The following is a 15,781-nucleotide window of genomic DNA, read 5'->3' on the forward strand; positions in this document are numbered from 1 at the left end:
AGGACAGTATGACAACTATTTTATCAATCCAATCGATTCATAAAACCTTTGAAGCGGGAACCATCAATGAAAACCATGTCCTGCGTGGCATGGACCTGGATGTGCAGGAAGGGGATTTTATCTCCATCATCGGAGGAAATGGAGCAGGGAAATCTACCCTTATGAACTCCTTGGCTGGTACCCTGACAGTCGATCAGGGGGACATCCTCTTGGAGGGAAAATCTATCAAGAACGTTCCAGCAGCCAAGCGGGCTAAGGATATTGCCCGTGTTTTCCAGGACCCCAAAATGGGAACGGCTTCCCGCCTGACCATTGAGGAAAATATGGCCATTGCCTATCGCCGCGGCCTATCCCGTGGCCTGTCTTGGGGCGTGAAGGACAATGAGCGCCAGATTTTTCAAGAATCCTTGAAGGAACTGGGCCTCGGTCTGGAAAACCGCCTCAAGGTGGATACCCAATTCTTATCAGGTGGCCAAAGACAAGCACTGACCCTCTTGATGGCGGCTCTGGTGAAACCAAAACTTTTGCTCTTGGATGAACACACTGCGGCCCTCGATCCAAAAACCTCTGACATGGTCATGGAATTAACCAAGAAGATTGTCGAAAGCCATCAGCTGACCACCCTGATGATTACCCATAACATGGAAAATGCTATCGCCTATGGAAACCGATTGGTCATGCTCCATCAAGGCCGCATTGTTGTGGATGTCAAGGGAGAAGAAAAGGCCAACCTAACCGTTCAAGACCTCATGGAACTCTTCCATAAGAACAGTGGCCAGGCCCTAGCCAATGATGAATTGATTTTGAATTAAGCAAAAATAAAAGACTACAAACTCCATTGGGATTTGTAGTCTTTTATTGTCTTATTGTACCAAGTAATCCTTCATTTCTTCCATGGGGATGGAGTGAATAGTAGCAGAGCCCAGTTTAGGGACCAGGATGAGTTGAATCGATTTTCCACGGGCCTTTTTATCATGGGTAAGGGCTTCGTAGAGCTCATGAGCTTTCCAGGGCTGGTGTGAGGTTGGAAGGCCAAACTTTTGACACATGGCCACTACTTGGTCTGTGATGCCGGCAGGCATCAGGCCTTTATTCTCAGCCACTCGTGAAACTTGGACCATGCCGATTGCAACAGCTTCGCCATGCATGACTTGACCATAGCCGGCAGTTGCTTCGATGGCATGGCCGATAGTGTGGCCAAAGTTCAAGTACAAACGAACGCCCTTATCCAGCTCGTCCTCGACCACGATTTTTCGCTTGACTTCGCAGGAGCGATAAATGATATTTTCTGCATGTTCAAGGATACTGTCAATGCTCCCGTCCATCTGCTTCAAATCTTTCCATAGTTGGACATCATCGATGAGACCATATTTGACCACCTCACCCATTCCTTCGATCAATTCTCTTTTGCCGAGTGTTTTCAGGGTTTGGGGGTCGATGAGGACACCGTCAGGTTGATAGAAGGAACCGACCATATTTTTGGCGAAGGGGGTGTTGACCCCCGTTTTTCCACCGATAGAAGAATCAACTTGAGCGGTCAGGCTGGTCGGAACTTGCAAAAAATGAATGCCCCGCATATAGGTAGCGGCCACAAAACCGGCCAAATCACCGACAACTCCGCCTCCAAGTGCAATGATACCATCGCTCCGGGTCATGTCCTCCTTGACCAGAAATTCATAGGCTTGGTTGACGGTTTCCAGATTTTTGGAGCTTTCTCCTTCGGGGAAAACAAAGGCAATGCTTTCAAAACCTGCCTTTTCAAGGCTGGTTTTAACGGTTTCCAGATAGAGAGAGGCTACATGGTCGTCTGTAATAATGGCAATTTTCTGTGGTTTCCAAAGATCTTTGACCCAGTCGCCAACCTGGGCTAGGGAGTCTTTTTGGATGATAATATCATAGGGGTTTTTAGGGAGATTCACCGTTAGTTTCATGACTATCCTCTCTACTTTTAGCTCTTATTTTTTGTCTAGCTGGTATTTTTGAACTAATTTTTCCCAAATGTAGTCCGTAGGCATTTCCTTGCCTGTCCAAATCTGAAAGGCTTCAGCTGCTTGAAAGAGGAGCATGCCTAATCCATTGACAGATGTCGCCCCTTGCTGCTTTGCAAAATTTATGAAGGGAGTTTCAAAGGGTTGGTAGATGACATCAACCACCAGCAAATTTTGGGGCAAGATGGTCTCTTCATCAACCACCAAGCTTTTTCCATCCATTCCAACGCTGGTACCATTGACAAGGAGTCGGGACTGGAAAATCTTTTCTTGCAGAAGGGAGCTGTCCTCAAGGGGGAGGACTTCAATGGGCACCTGGGTTTCTTTACTGATTTTTTGAGCAGTGGCTGTATGTCTTTCTATGCTTTGGCTGCGACTAAAGACAAATATCTTTGCAGCGCCATCTAGGGCTGCCTGGGCTATGATGGCAGTAGCAGCCCCGCCACCTCCAAGGACGGTCATCACCTTGCCTTGGGCCTGGAAGCCAGCTAGTTTGTCAAGACTCTTGAAAAAGCCAATGCCATCTGTATTGTGGCCGATTAGTTGACCTCCACGTGGAATGATGGTATTGACAGCACCGATGAGTTGAGCGGATTTGGTTAGTTGGTCCAGGTAGGGGATGACTGCCTGCTTATAAGGCATGGAAATATTGAGCCCAAACATATCATAGCGTTTGACATTCTCCATTGTGACGGCCAAATCCTCTTCAGCAATCTCCCAGGCTAGATAAACCCCGTTGATTCCTGTGTTTTCAAAGGCTAGATTGTGGATGAAGGGAGAAATAGAGTGCTTGATGGGCTTGGCAACAACGGCAGCCAGTCTTGTATATCCGTCAATGTTCATAGAAGTCCTCATGTTTGTAGCTTCCAAGATTTACTTAAATGGTCTGGTGGATTTCACGAATCAGCTCTTCTGTCTTATCCCAGCCCAGACAGGGGTCAGTTATAGACTTACCAAAGACATCCGGGGTATCTTGGCGGCCATCTTCCAAGTAGGATTCAATCATAAAGCCACGGACATATTTGCGAATGTCTTCATTCCAAGCTCGGTTGATGAGGGTTTGGCGGACGATGCGGATCTGTTCCAGGTAGTTCTTGCCAGAATTATCATGATTGGTGTCAATAACGATGAAAGGATTAGCTAGGCCGAAGCGCTCATACTGTTTGATAGTCTTGACGAGAATATCGTAGTAGTAGTTGGGTTCATTGATACCCTGTTCGGTACTGGCGCCACGTAGGATGGCATGGGCCAGAGGATTGCCATCTGTATCTACTTCAGCATCTCGGTAAATGAAGTTTTGCTGGTTTTGAGCTGCATAGATGGCGTTGAACATGACAGTCAGATTGCCAGAGGTTGGATTTTTCATACCAGTTGGCATGTCGATGCCAGAAGCCACAAAGCGGTGCTCCTGATCTTCAACAGAACGTGCCCCGATAGCGTGGTAGGAAACCAAATCTTCGACCAGGGGAAAGTTTGCTGAATAGAGCATCTCATCTGCTGTGGTCAGGCCTGTTTCAGTAATAACACGGTAGTGAAGATTGCGCACAGCAGCGATTCCATTGATCAAATCTGGTAATTTGGAAGTGTCAGGCTGGTGGACTAAGCCCTTATAGCCCTCGCCATTGGTCCGTGGTTTGGCAGTATAGACCCGCATAACCATAAAGATTTTATCCTTTACTTCCTCCTGAAGCTTGGAGAGGCGACGGGCATATTCTATGACTGCTTCCTCATTATCAGAAGAGCATGGGCCGATGACCAGCAAGAGTCGCTGGTCTTCCCCGCGAATGACCTTTTTCAGCTCCTCATCCCGTTTTTCCTTGGCGATGAGGAAATCCCCTTCTAGTTTTGACAATTCTTTGACCTGAGCAATGTCAATGCTAGTACTTCTCTGATGAATTCCCATGGTTTTCTTCCTTATCTCTCGTAAATTTCTCGAATGAGTTCTTCTGTTTTTTCCCAACCCAGGCATGGGTCTGTGATGGATTTTCCGTAGACTTCACTGTTGTCCTGGCGGCCATCCTCAATGTAGGATTCAATCATAAAGCCACGAACATAGTTGCGGATAGACTGGTTCCAATCCCGGTTGATGAGGGTTTGGCGGACAATGCGGATTTGCTCTAGGTAATTTTTTCCAGAGTTATCATGGTTGGTATCGATAATGATAAATGGATTGTCCAAACCAAATTGTTGGTACAAATCAATGGTTTCCAGAAGGTTATCGTAGTAGTAGTTGGGCAGGTATTTGCCATTTTCCGTGCTAGCGCCGCGTAAAATCACGTGGGCCAGGGGATTGCCAGAAGTCTCCACCTCTGTATTGTTGAAGAGGAAGGATTGCTTTTTCTGGGCAGCGAAAATACCATTGAACATGACCTTGAGGTTACCAGAGGTTGGATTTTTCAAGCCAGTTGGTACATCGATACCAGAGGCGACGAATCGGTGCTGCTGGTTCTCAACGGACCGTGCTCCAACTGCGATATAGGAAACCAAGTCATCCACAAGGGGGAGGTTCTCTGGATAAAGCATCTCATCAGCGGTAGTTAGACCAGTTTCTGTAATGACCCGGTAGTGGAGATTGCGGACAGCCTTGATGCCATTGATGAGGCTAGGCGCTGCATCCGTATCCGGTTGGTGCATGAGGCCTTTATAGCCATCGCCATTGGTTCTTGGTTTGGCTGTGTAAACCCGCATGACCATGAAAATCTTGTCCTTGACTTCCTCTTGGAGCTTGGCCAGACGATGAGCATAGTCCAAAACGGCTTCCTCATTGTGTGAGGAACAAGGGCCGATGACCAAGAGTAGGCGGTCGTCTTCCCCTTTTAAGATGGCTTCTAGTTCGCGGTCACGTTTTTGCTTTTTGGAAAGAGTTTCAGGAGATAGTTTGGAATGTTCCCGGACCTGATCGATATCAATTTTTTCACTAATTGCTGTAAACACTGGAGGCTCCTCTATTTTTCATATTTTTAGTGTATTTTACTATTATACCATTTTCCTTAGAAAATTACAGAAATTCTTCGCCTTTTTGGGCATATTTTCAGTAAAATGGAAATTTTCAGCAAATTCTGACTGTTATTTTTTCCTTCAACATTGTATAATATAAAAAATGATGGACAAGGAGGCTTGAAATGGTACGAAAAGTTGGAATTATTGGAATGGGCCATGTGGGCTCTACGGTGGCCCATGGACTGATGGTGCAGGGGGCATTTGATGATTATGTCTTGATTGACCTTGATGAGAGAAAGTTGCAGGCGGATTCTATTGATTTTCAGGACTCTGCCATGAACGCTCTTTACCATGCCAAGATTGTCCTCAATGATTATGAGGCCTTGGCAGATGCGGATGTGGTCATTTCTGCCCTGGGAAACATTGCCCTCCAGGACAATCCAGATGCAGACCGTTTTGCAGAATTGCCCTTCACTGCGGTCCAGGTTCCCCAAGTAGCTAAGGAATTGGTGCGGGTTGGTTTTGATGGGGTCCTGCTCGTCATTTCCAATCCAGTCGATGTGGTGACTAGCCTCTATCAGCACTACACAGGTCTTCCCAAGGAGCGCGTGATTGGGACAGGAACCCTTTTGGATACAGCTCGGATGAAGCGGGCTGTTGGTCAGCATTTTCAGGTCAGTCCCCGCAGTGTCTATGGCTACAATCTGGGTGAACATGGCAATTCCCAGTTCACCGCCTGGAGCCAGGTCCGCATCAAGGGACAAGCTATTGCTGATTTGGTACCAGCCAGCTTTTTAGAGGCCTTGGCCACCGAATCCATTCAGGGCGGTCACCGTGTCTTTTACGGGAAAAAATACACCAACTTTGGCATTGCCAGTGCGGCCATTCGTCTAGCCTTAGCAGTAGTTTCAGACAGCCATGAAGAATTACCTGTATCGGTCTATTACCAGCCCCACGATACCTATCTCAGTTACCCCGCTATTGTGGGCCGAAAGGGCATCCTCGAGCAGGTTCAATTAAATCTGACCGAGGATGAGGAGGAGAAACTGGCCGCCTCTGCCAACTATATCAAGACAAAATTTGCAGAAAGTTTGTAAGCAAACAGACGAGACCAATAATTGATAGAGATTTTGGCACTTATATGCTAAAATAATAAGATACATGAAAAAGTTTTTTAAGAAGAGGAAATAGAATGAAATTAACGACACAATCACCAGGTTTGCAGGGAACCTTACGAGTACCAGGAGATAAGTCCATCAGTCATCGTTCGATTATGTTTGGCAGTCTGGCCAAGGGGAAAACCACTGTTCGCGATATTCTCCGTGGCGAGGATGTCTTGTCCACTATGCAGGTCTTTAGGGACTTGGGGGTCACCATTGAGGATGACGGTCAGGTCATCACCATTCATGGTGTCGGCTTTGATGGCTTAAAAGCTCCTCAAAACAAGCTGGACATGGGGAACTCAGGGACTTCAATCCGTCTGATTTCAGGCGTTTTGGCTGGTCAGGACTTTGAAGTGGAGATGTTTGGAGATGATAGTTTATCCAAACGTCCCATGGATCGGGTCACTATTCCTTTGAGCCAGATGGGGGTCACCGTATCTGGAGTGACGGACCGTCACTTGCCACCTTTGAAACTAAGGGGCAGCAAGGAACTCAAGCCTATCCATTATCAGCTTCCGGTTGCTTCTGCCCAGGTCAAATCAGCCCTCATTTTTGCGGCCCTGCAAGCTCAGGGAGAGTCGGTCATCATTGAGAAGGAAAAAACCCGCAATCATACAGAGGATATGATCGTTCAGTTCGGTGGCCAGATTGATGTCAAGGGCAAGGAAATCTGCATCTCAGGTGGCCAGGAATTGGTTGGTCAGGAAGTTGTGGTTCCAGGAGATATTTCCAGTGCAGCCTTTTGGCTGGTGGCGGGTTTGATTGTGCCAAATTCTAAGATTGTCTTGGAAAATGTGGGCATCAATGAAACCAGAACCGGCATCCTGGATGTCATCCAGGCCATGGGCGGAAAATTGACCCTATCTCAAGTGGATGAGGTGGCCAAGTCAGCCACCATCACAGTGGAGACTTCTGACTTGCAGGGGACTGAAATTGCTGGAGAAATCATCCCACGCCTCATCGATGAGCTTCCTATCATCGCCCTCCTTGCAACCCAGGCCAATGGTACCACCGTCATTCGGGATGCGGAGGAGCTTAAGGTCAAGGAAACAGACCGCATTCAGGTGGTGGCCGATGCCCTCAACAGCATGGGAGCCAACATTACCCCAACGGATGATGGGATGATTATTATCGGTAAAACGCCGCTTCACGGCGCTACCATCAACACATTTGGTGATCACCGAATCGGGATGATGACCGCCATCGCAGCCCTCTTGGTACAAGATGGAGAGGTCGAACTGGAACGGGCAGAAGCCATTAACACAAGCTATCCAAGCTTCTTTGCAGATTTGGAAGGATTGCGGCATGGCTAAGATTTTATTGGGTTTCATGGGATCTGGTAAAACGACAGTTGCCAAGTATTTAAAGGGGAGGGTGGTCGATATGGATGCCCTTATTGAAGAGAAAATTGGCATGACCATTTCAGATTTTTTTGCGGCGAAGGGGGAAGCAGCCTTTCGGGCCATCGAATCCGAAACCCTGGAAGAATTGTTGAAACTGGAGGGAGATACGGTCATCTCAACTGGAGGCGGAGTGGTTCTCTCTGAAAAAAATAGGGAATTATTGCGTCAGAACCGTAGAAACAATGTTCTCCTGACGACTTCCTTTGATGTGGTCTACCGCCGTATTCAGGAGGACACCCATGCCCAGCGCCCCCTGTTTCAGACTAAATCAAAAGAAGAGTTTCAGGACTTATTCCAGCGGCGGATGGCGCTTTATCAGGATTTAGCTGATTTGGTCATCCATACCGATAACCGCACACCAGAAGAAATTGCAAGGTTAATCACATGTATGTAGCTTATTTGGGGCCACGTGGCTCCTTTACCCATCAAGTTGCTCACCAGGCCTTTCCTGATGCTGAGTTGCTGGCTTTTGCCAATATCACGGAGGTCATCAAGGCCTTTGAATCTGGACAGGTTGATTTTTCGGTCATTCCAGTTGAAAATTCCATTGAAGGGTCTGTCCACGAAACGTTGGACTACCTTTTTCATCAAGCAGAGATTCATGCGGTGGCGGAAATCATCCAACCCATTGCCCAGCAGCTGATGGCGACCAGTCAAGGAAAAGACATTGAGGTCATCTATTCCCATCCCCAGGCCATTGCCCAGGGCAAGCAATACATTCGGGAACACTATCCCCATGCCCGAATTGAGATGACAGCCAGCACAGCCTATGCGGCCCGTTATGTGGCAGAGCATCCAGATGAAGCCTATGCAGCCATAGCCCCTCATGCGGCGGCAGAAGAATATGGTCTTGAGGTCATTGCTCAAGATATCCAGGAAATCGATGAGAATTATACTCGTTTCTGGCTCTTGGGCAAGGAGGCTCCTAAGATTCAGCTGCCCAGCCAGGCCAGCAAGGTATCTCTTGCCCTGACCCTGCCAGATAATCTACCAGGCGCTCTCTATAAGGCCATGTCCGTCTTCGCCTGGCGTGGGATTGATTTGACCAAGATTGAAAGTCGTCCTCTCAAAACAGCTCTGGGAGAGTATTTCTTTATCATTGATGCGGATAATTCTCAGCCAGAATTGGTCGACTATTCCTTAAAAGAATTGACAAGTTTGGGAATTTCTTATAAAATCTTAGGGAACTATCTTGTTTATAAGGCTAGATAGAGAAAAGGAAACGATGGAATATGTCTAGAAATACTGGCAACCTCAGCCATCATGAGGAATTGCGATTAGATTATTTACGAAAAAATATTTACTATCTTAACGACTCCGAGCAACGGGAATTAGACTATTTAGAACAGAGGGCTCAAGGCCTTGTTGGACCATCACGCAGGGCCAGCAGACCCAAGCCCTCTTATTCTGAGCTTCCTTCCTATCGAAATGACCATGAAAGGGAAGTCTACCATACTCCTGTTGAGGAGGGTGAGGAGCTTCTTCCAACCTATCCAAGGGAAGAACGGCGGCGGAAACAGCGTCGTCCTAAGCCTCAACCCAAGCCTAAGTTGAGTAAGCGGGAAGCTCCGCTTAGTGAAGAGATAGTCCAGGAACCTAAAGTCAAAAAACCGCGCAAGAAGGTTAACTGGTTTAAACGTATCTTTAAGCTGGCTTTTTGGACGATATTATTGACCTTGGCAGGGATGATTTTCATGTTTTTCAAGGGCTACAATAGCGTTGGGACAAAGTCTGAGGCCGAGGCTTTCAATGGCCAGGCTACAAAGGACGGTGTTAATATCCTGGTTCTGGGAACTGATGGTCGCCCAGAGAATAGCCCTGACATGATTCGGACGGACTCCATCATGGTGGTCAATATCAATAACTCCGATAAAAAAATCAAGATGGTCAGCTTTATGCGGGATACCTTGATCAATATTCAAGGAAATGATTATAAGATCAACGCAGCCTATACCTTGGGCTACCAAAATGACCAGCAAGGGGCTGAAAACCTGCGACAAGTCTTACAAGAGAATTTTGGTATTGAGATTCAACACTATGTTATGATTGATTTCTCTACCTTTGCGACAGCCATTGATACCATTTTCCCCAATGGGGTGCAAATGGATGCTCAGTTTTCGACCATTGATGGCCAAGTTGTGTCATCAGTTGAAGTACCGGACGATTTGGGCTTCGCTTCAGGTGGATCTCCTTACCAGACCATTCAGGTTGGGCCGCAGCGCATGGATGGTAAAACCCTTCTCAACTATGCTCGATTCCGAAAGGATGATGAGGGGGATTTTGGTCGGACCAGGCGGCAGCAGGAAGTGATGTCTGCTATTTTGACCCAGATTAAGGACCCAACCAAGCTCTTTACAGGTTCTGAAGCTCTGGGTAAGGTCTATGCCTTGACTCCAACGACCATTTCGCCACTCTTTATGGTGACCAATGGCTTACCAGCTGCCCTCGATGCCTCCAATGGTATGGTCCAAACCACCATTCCTGAAAATGGGGATTGGATTGATGGATATGATATCTACGGTGGACTTGGTTTGGAAATTGATTTTGAAAAATACAGCCAGCGATTAGCTGAGCTAGGTTTCCGTTAAATATGATATAATGAGGCTAGGACAAAGTCCTGCCTCTTTTCATTTTTTTGAGAAAAGCAGAGCAGAACAGTAGAACGAGGAAAAAATGCTAAAGAAAAATGATATAGTAGATGTCGAAATCATAGATTTGAGCCATGAGGGTGCGGGTATCGCCAGAGTTGATGGCATGGTCTTTTTTGTTGAAAATGCCCTGCCTGGGGAAATAATCCGTATGCGGGTGCTCAAGGTCAAGAAAAACAGTGGCTTTGGTAAGGTGGAGGAATACCTATCCACCTCCCCAGACCGCAATATGGACCTGGATGTGTCCTATCTGCGGACGGGAATCGCGGACTTCGGCCATCTGGCATACAGCCAGCAGCTCAAGTTCAAACGCAAGCAGGTTGTGGACAACCTCTATAAAATTGCTGGTCTTAGGGATGTGGAGGTAGCTGAAACACTGGGGATGGAGGAGCCAGTGGCCTATCGGAACAAGGCTCAGGTACCTGTTCGTCGGGTTAATGGTCAGCTAGAAACCGGTTTTTTCCGCAAACATTCCCATGACCTGATGCCCATCGAGGATTTTTACATTCAGGACAAGGAGATTGACAGGCTCATCCTCTTTGTCCGGGATTTGCTGCGCCGCTTTGACATCAAGCCCTATGATGAAGAAGAGCAGACTGGGCTTATTCGGAATTTGGTGGTTCGACGTGGCCACTACACTGGTCAAATCATGCTGGTTTTGGTGACCACGAGACCAAAAATCTTTCGGATTGAGCAGATGGTAGAAAAGATTGTAGCGGCCTTTCCAGCAGTTGTTTCTATCCTGCAAAATATTAACGAACAAAATACCAACGCCATCTTTGGTCCGACCTTCCGCACCCTCTATGGTCAGGATACCATTGAAGACCAGATGCTGGGAAATACCTATGCTATTTCCGCCCAATCCTTTTACCAGGTCAATACAGTTATGGCAGAGAAGCTCTATCAAACCGCCATTGATTTTTCAGATTTGACAGCAGAAGATGTGGTCATCGATGCCTATTCGGGCATCGGTACCATTGGCCTCTCCTTTGCCAAATCGGTCAAGGCAGTCTATGGAGTGGAAGTCATCGAGCAGGCAGTAGAAGATGCCAAGAAAAATGCCCAGCTCAACGGTATCACCAATGCCCATTTTGTTGCCGATACGGCAGAAAGGGCCATGGCCAAGTGGAGCAAGGAGGGTATCCAACCCAGCGTCCTCATCGTGGACCCGCCCCGCAAGGGCCTAACCGAGAGCTTTATCAAGGCCAGCGCAGCCATGCAACCGAACAAAATCACCTATGTCTCCTGCAACCCAGCTACCATGGCGCGTGATATCAAACTCTACCAAGAACTGGGCTACCAACTGACCAAGATCCAGCCCGTGGACTTGTTTCCACAGACGCATCACATCGAGTGTGTTGCTCTGCTCGTAAAAGAGTAGAAACCTTTGAACGAAAGGGATAATGAAAAGCCTTGATTGCAAGGCTTTTTACTTTATAGTGGGGAAGTATCAGAGTGAGTAAATTTTTGGAGTGAGTAGAAGTGATAGCTAGAAATTATCCAATTCTATTTCCATTTACCCTGTGGGTATGTGTTTGTTTCCATTGACAAGGAGTTTGTGGGAATAGAAACGTCCCCACCTTTCAAAGTCGTCTATATGGTTACTATGGAAATAGTGGTAACAATTGAATATAAACTGTTAGTGATGTTATAATTTTTTATAATTGAGGTGAATATGAATAATCAAGAATACTTACTAACGATTTTTCTGCGTTTGCAGTCAGGTGCTCATCTTTCTAAGTTATAGCTAGCAGATGAGTTTGGAGTTAGCGAAAAAACAATACAGAGAGATTTTTCTCTATTGGGTCATTTCTTGGAATCGCAGCCTATAGTTGCAGCGGAACTTGCCTATGATGCGAAATACCATACCCGTTATCTAAAAGGAAAATCATTATTTAATAAAAAGGATATTTTGGTAATATCAAAGATTTTATTAGAAAACCGTTCATTGAACAAAGAGGAAAATAAGTCTCTAATTGATAGTTTGTTGGCTTTAATCTCTAAGGAGGAACAAAAAGCGGTTTATCAAATTATTGCGAGCGAACTACTAAATTATGCGCCATTGTCTGATACTCAAAAGCGAATTGATAAAATCTGGGAATGGTCAGAAATGATACGAAAAGAGTTGGTTCTAGATATCCGGTATCAATCGCCTTATAATACTGAAAAACAACATACGGTTCTTCCTGTATCCCTATACTATGATGTGCATTACTTTTATGTTGTAGCATATAATTTGACTTTTGAGTCATATATGACCTTAAAATTAGATAGAATTTTAGATTGGAAAGTATCAAATGAAAAGAAACCACAGATTTCTTATGGGAAGAAGTTTCGTGATGGAGAGGTACGGAACAAACGCGTTGATCCATTTATGGGGCGAGAGTTGACGATTAGAGTTCAATTTGCCTATGACCCAACCATTGTAACGGATCAATTTCCAACCGCTAGGATTATTGAGCACACACCCGAAGGAGTTATAATTGAATTTATCAGTCAAGACACACCAGGATTGAAACGTTGGTTGTTGAGTCAAGCAGATGCTTTGACAGTGCTTTCTCCTGCAACGCTAGTAGATGATATGAAGAATTTTCTTAAAAAAATGCAGCAAAATTATAACTTGTAGATTAGGTGGACAAATATTGTCCATGGAGTCTTTTATAATAAACCTATCAAGTTATGAGTGAGGTACAAAAGATGAAACCAGTCAATAAAAATCAAACATTTGAGAATTTTTCGGTCAATGATGGAAATGCTTGGGCTTTAGCTGCATTAAAGACAGTTATTGAGGATAAGAATTACTATAATCCTGTTTATATCTGCGGTGAAAAAGGAGTTGGAAAATCGCACTTGCTAAATGCCACCATCAACGCAATTGTTGAACTAAATAAGGTAGTATTTCTATCAGCAAAAGAACTGTCAGATGAAATTATAGAAAATGTTATGTTGTCAGATGATGACTATGTTCTCATCGATGACTTACATTTATTGCCTAAGGATAAAGCTCTGGAAGAAAAAATTGCAATGCTGATTGAAGCAAACAAGAAACAGTTGATTATTTCTTCAACTGTTGCACCAAATAGCATGGAAGTTTCTGGCAAATTACAGGAACGATTACAATGGGGATTAACAACAAATATGACATCCCAGAATCAATGATTAGTAAACTTAAATAGGAAGGAGAAATCTAACATGCAAGAATGGATTGTTATCGTTCAGTTCGGGAATGTGATTGCACAAGGTTTTTATGATAAACAATCAGCAGAATTTTATGCAAAAACTATTCCAAACGCTAGTGTAGTAAAGAAGTAGGTAAAAAATGATTCAAGAAGTACAAATAAAAAAACATTTTATATTAGATGACTATGTAGTTTTTGACATAGCGACGTCCGGTCTCTCTCCAGAGGACTCATCTTTGCTAGGAATTTTCGCTATTAGGATTGAAAAAGGAGAGATAGCAGAACGTTTTAATAAGATAGTCAGAAATCAAGAAGAATTATCAGAATTTATGACTGATGCGACGAAGATAACCAACGAAATGATGAAGAGAGGTGAATCAGCAGAGCAAGTGTTAAATGATTTTCAAGTATTTTGTGGTAATTTGACTCTTGTTGCCCATAATGCAGAGTTTGAAGTGAACTTTTTGAATTATTATTTTCAAAAGTATGGTTTTCAAGCCTTGAATCAACCAGTGGTTGATTCACTAGAATTAGTACGAAAGGCTTACCCAGAATTAAAACGCTATTCTTTGACGCAATTAGCACAATTTTTTGATTTTGATACAAACAATCAAAATCCAGAATTTGGAGTTGAAACGACAAGAATTCTACTTGAAAAACTCAGAGAGTTTTGATAGATTTAAGACGAGTTCTACTTTTGGATTGAAGATAGGTTGAAAGGATTAACAATGAACAAAAAATCGATTCAGAAAATCAAACAATTAAGGCTTATTTTGAAAGCAATGAATAAATGTTAATTGTCAGACAGATATTTGGAAAGGTAAAATATGGTTAAAATTATTAGGATAAATTTAAAAACACATGCAGAGAATAGGAAAGATTTGATTGATTATTGTTTAAATAACCACAAACAGTTTCTCGCCATCGGTTGGGCAGGTGAGTTTGAGACATTTGAAGCATATTTTAATACTGTCAGAAGTGGTATGAAAAGAATTAACCCAGTTTTAAATATTTTTAGAAATGTTGCAATCGATGATTTGTTCTGGACGAGGGATCTGGAGGGTAATTATTGGATTTGTCGCTCAAAAGGGAAAGCAGAAGCTTTTTTTAGTAAAGAGTTAGATATCGGTGCAGTGATTCCAGTTGAAGCTTATAAAGTAGGTTTGCAAGTTCCAGGGCAGATTAAAGCGTCTTTCAATAGGGCAAATGCAGGTACGGCTAATGAAATTCGAGATGCAATCATTGAGGAATACTCTAAAGCCACTTATAATAATTTATCTCAAACTGAGCATTTTCAAGTTAATCAGTTGCGAGGGAATTTATTAGATAATCTACCCGATTTTGATTTAGAGGAGTTGGTTATCTCCTATATTCAAATTAAATATGATTATTATGTTCTCTCAAATTCTATTGCCAGTAAGTCGACAACTATAAAAATTGAATGTGAATTTTTGTCCCGTAATCCAGCAAATGTATCGAAGGCAGTTGTACAAGTCAAAGGTAAAAAAGCTGCTACTTTGGATGCGATGCAATTTTCAAGTTTTGTAGAAGCAGGTTATAAGGTATTTCTATTTGCGCCAAATGTAGAAAATGCAGAAAAGCTGAAAAATATTATTGTTATCACGCCAAGTGAATTACTTGATTTCTATAACACTTATAAAATAATTTTGCCAAAATCCATTACTCAATGGGAAAAATTATATTAATCCAAATAAGATTGTTAACTAAATTGATTATTTGAAAGGGGCAATTGATTTGCTCCTTTATTTTATACTCGTCACCGTTTTTTGATAGCTATATTTCCAAATTAGATTATTTTCCTTCACCCTCTTTACCTTGAAGATGAAGTAATGTTCGCGAATATCTCTAGCCTTTTCCTTATTTTGGACAAAGTAATTTTTACGAGAAGTTGCCATTGTTTTGAGGATATCATCGGTCAAGAAGGTCAATGGAATATTCATATTGGAGTAGCGATAAAAGTCACGTTCAAAATCTTGGTAGCTCTCGCTGTAATAGTCCATTTGCAGGTGATTACGCTGAAACTCAAGCTGATTCATAGAGCACCTCCTCGACAAGTTCAATACTAATAATTTAAACACAATCAATGTTACTGGTAATAATAGTAGATAGAGTATAACTAAGTGATTTGTGATTAATATATAAAAGCCCTCTTTAAAGGGCTTTTATGCTTATTTTGAAAAAGAGATAAAATCAATATATCCCTTTTCTCCGATTTTTACAACGGCATTGTAGGACTTTCTATCTTTCGTTTTGATTCCTTTTACCAGGGTTTTTTTTGCCTCTAGTAATTCTTTTACATTTGTTTTGGTGAGTTTTTTCTTTCTAAAATGTTCAGCTAAAGTGAAGGTACATTCAGGATAATTTGAACAACCATAAAACGATTTTTTTAATACAATATTGTTGCCACACTTAGGACATTTTCCTACAAGGGGTCCCGAG

The 15,781-nt window shown here is 43.6% G+C and carries 16 protein-coding genes and 1 pseudogene; 11 read left to right on the top strand and 6 right to left on the bottom strand.

Annotated features, from left to right (window positions below):
• Positions 1-8: 8 nt before the first annotated feature.
• Positions 9-812 carry an ABC transporter ATP-binding protein gene (locus tag ACEYCN_RS02605; RefSeq protein WP_373712746.1) on the top strand — a complete coding sequence of 268 codons (804 nt, stop codon included), beginning with the start codon at positions 9-11 and terminating at the stop codon, positions 810-812.
• Between the two features lie 51 nt (positions 813-863).
• On the opposite strand, the gene aroB is transcribed toward ACEYCN_RS02605, so the two are convergent.
• Genes aroB through ACEYCN_RS02625 form a run of 4 tightly spaced genes read right to left on the bottom strand, consistent with a single transcriptional unit; the run spans position 864 to position 4,922 of the window.
• Entirely contained in the window at positions 864-1,931 is a 1,068-nt protein-coding gene (gene aroB / locus ACEYCN_RS02610) for a 3-dehydroquinate synthase (protein ID WP_373712747.1), read from the bottom strand.
• A 24-nt stretch (positions 1,932-1,955) separates the two neighbouring features.
• On the bottom strand, positions 1,956-2,831 hold the full coding sequence (locus ACEYCN_RS02615; RefSeq protein WP_373712748.1) for a shikimate dehydrogenase: 876 nt from the start codon (positions 2,829-2,831) through the stop codon (positions 1,956-1,958).
• A gap of 34 nt (positions 2,832-2,865) precedes the next feature.
• Positions 2,866-3,891, bottom strand: a complete 1,026-nt coding sequence (locus ACEYCN_RS02620) for a 3-deoxy-7-phosphoheptulonate synthase (protein ID WP_373712749.1) — start codon at positions 3,889-3,891, stop codon at positions 2,866-2,868.
• Between the two features lie 11 nt (positions 3,892-3,902).
• Complete coding sequence (locus ACEYCN_RS02625) at positions 3,903-4,922, bottom strand: 3-deoxy-7-phosphoheptulonate synthase (protein WP_373712750.1); 1,020 nt, start codon at positions 4,920-4,922, stop codon at positions 3,903-3,905.
• A gap of 188 nt (positions 4,923-5,110) precedes the next feature.
• Here ACEYCN_RS02625 and ACEYCN_RS02630 point away from each other — a divergent pair, with 188 nt between their 5' ends.
• The 10 genes and pseudogenes from ACEYCN_RS02630 (at position 5,111) to ACEYCN_RS02675 (ending at position 15,027) form a co-directional block, all read left to right on the top strand.
• The gene (locus ACEYCN_RS02630; RefSeq protein ID WP_373712751.1) at positions 5,111-6,025 is read left to right on the top strand and encodes an L-lactate dehydrogenase; all 915 of its coding nucleotides are present in this window, start codon (positions 5,111-5,113) and stop codon (positions 6,023-6,025) included.
• A 95-nt stretch (positions 6,026-6,120) separates the two neighbouring features.
• Positions 6,121-7,404, top strand: coding sequence for a 3-phosphoshikimate 1-carboxyvinyltransferase (gene aroA / locus ACEYCN_RS02635; RefSeq protein WP_373712752.1), 1,284 nt, complete (start codon positions 6,121-6,123; stop codon positions 7,402-7,404).
• Positions 7,397-7,888: a shikimate kinase gene (locus ACEYCN_RS02640; protein ID WP_373712753.1), complete on the top strand. Its 492-nt coding sequence runs from the start codon at positions 7,397-7,399 to the stop codon at positions 7,886-7,888. The genes aroA and ACEYCN_RS02640 overlap by 8 nt, the downstream gene beginning before the upstream one ends.
• On the top strand, positions 7,879-8,706 hold the full coding sequence (gene pheA, locus ACEYCN_RS02645) for a prephenate dehydratase (RefSeq protein WP_373712754.1): 828 nt from the start codon (positions 7,879-7,881) through the stop codon (positions 8,704-8,706). Before ACEYCN_RS02640 ends, pheA begins: the two co-directional genes overlap by 10 nt.
• Before the next feature lie 20 nt (positions 8,707-8,726).
• Entirely contained in the window at positions 8,727-10,082 is a 1,356-nt protein-coding gene (locus tag ACEYCN_RS02650; RefSeq protein WP_373712755.1) for an LCP family protein, read from the top strand.
• Positions 10,083-10,167: 85 nt separating this feature from the next.
• Positions 10,168-11,523: a 23S rRNA (uracil(1939)-C(5))-methyltransferase RlmD gene (gene rlmD, locus ACEYCN_RS02655; RefSeq protein WP_373712756.1), complete on the top strand. Its 1,356-nt coding sequence runs from the start codon at positions 10,168-10,170 to the stop codon at positions 11,521-11,523.
• A 294-nt stretch (positions 11,524-11,817) separates the two neighbouring features.
• A pseudogene (locus tag ACEYCN_RS02660) lies at positions 11,818-12,768 on the top strand (helix-turn-helix transcriptional regulator).
• 71 nt (positions 12,769-12,839) lie between these two features.
• Positions 12,840-13,301, top strand: a complete 462-nt coding sequence (locus ACEYCN_RS02665; protein WP_373712757.1) for a DnaA ATPase domain-containing protein — start codon at positions 12,840-12,842, stop codon at positions 13,299-13,301.
• A 160-nt stretch (positions 13,302-13,461) separates the two neighbouring features.
• Positions 13,462-13,995, top strand: coding sequence for a PolC-type DNA polymerase III (locus ACEYCN_RS02670; RefSeq protein ID WP_373712758.1), 534 nt, complete (start codon positions 13,462-13,464; stop codon positions 13,993-13,995).
• Positions 13,996-14,148: 153 nt separating this feature from the next.
• A complete protein-coding gene (locus ACEYCN_RS02675) occupies positions 14,149-15,027 on the top strand; it encodes a ribonuclease D (protein WP_373712759.1) in 879 nt (292 codons plus the stop codon).
• Between the two features lie 57 nt (positions 15,028-15,084).
• Here the strand turns inward: ACEYCN_RS02675 and ACEYCN_RS02680 are convergent, their stop codons facing one another.
• Both ACEYCN_RS02680 and ACEYCN_RS02685 read right to left on the bottom strand, forming a co-directional pair.
• Positions 15,085-15,378 carry a DUF5960 family protein gene (locus tag ACEYCN_RS02680; RefSeq protein WP_373712760.1) on the bottom strand — a complete coding sequence of 98 codons (294 nt, stop codon included), beginning with the start codon at positions 15,376-15,378 and terminating at the stop codon, positions 15,085-15,087.
• A 132-nt stretch (positions 15,379-15,510) separates the two neighbouring features.
• A partial coding sequence (locus ACEYCN_RS02685) for a topoisomerase DNA-binding C4 zinc finger domain-containing protein (RefSeq protein ID WP_373712761.1) occupies positions 15,511-15,781 on the bottom strand: 271 nt, incomplete at its 5' end.

Origin of the sequence: Streptococcus sp., from assembly GCF_041802885.1 — a bacterium.
Taxonomy (GTDB): domain Bacteria; phylum Bacillota; class Bacilli; order Lactobacillales; family Streptococcaceae; genus Streptococcus.

Coding starts and splice junctions, on each gene's coding strand:
- ACEYCN_RS02605 (WP_373712746.1), top strand. CDS start 9: ATGACAACTATTTTATCAATCCAATCGATTCATAAAACCTTTGAAGCG.
- aroB (WP_373712747.1), bottom strand. CDS start 1,931: ATGAAACTAACGGTGAATCTCCCTAAAAACCCCTATGATATTATCATC.
- ACEYCN_RS02615 (WP_373712748.1), bottom strand. CDS start 2,831: ATGAACATTGACGGATATACAAGACTGGCTGCCGTTGTTGCCAAGCCC.
- ACEYCN_RS02620 (WP_373712749.1), bottom strand. CDS start 3,891: ATGGGAATTCATCAGAGAAGTACTAGCATTGACATTGCTCAGGTCAAA.
- ACEYCN_RS02630 (WP_373712751.1), top strand. CDS start 5,111: ATGGTACGAAAAGTTGGAATTATTGGAATGGGCCATGTGGGCTCTACG.
- aroA (WP_373712752.1), top strand. CDS start 6,121: ATGAAATTAACGACACAATCACCAGGTTTGCAGGGAACCTTACGAGTA.
- ACEYCN_RS02640 (WP_373712753.1), top strand. CDS start 7,397: ATGGCTAAGATTTTATTGGGTTTCATGGGATCTGGTAAAACGACAGTT.
- pheA (WP_373712754.1), top strand. CDS start 7,879: ATGTATGTAGCTTATTTGGGGCCACGTGGCTCCTTTACCCATCAAGTT.
- ACEYCN_RS02650 (WP_373712755.1), top strand. CDS start 8,727: ATGTCTAGAAATACTGGCAACCTCAGCCATCATGAGGAATTGCGATTA.
- rlmD (WP_373712756.1), top strand. CDS start 10,168: ATGCTAAAGAAAAATGATATAGTAGATGTCGAAATCATAGATTTGAGC.
- ACEYCN_RS02665 (WP_373712757.1), top strand. CDS start 12,840: ATGAAACCAGTCAATAAAAATCAAACATTTGAGAATTTTTCGGTCAAT.
- ACEYCN_RS02670 (WP_373712758.1), top strand. CDS start 13,462: ATGATTCAAGAAGTACAAATAAAAAAACATTTTATATTAGATGACTAT.
- ACEYCN_RS02675 (WP_373712759.1), top strand. CDS start 14,149: ATGGTTAAAATTATTAGGATAAATTTAAAAACACATGCAGAGAATAGG.
- ACEYCN_RS02680 (WP_373712760.1), bottom strand. CDS start 15,378: ATGAATCAGCTTGAGTTTCAGCGTAATCACCTGCAAATGGACTATTAC.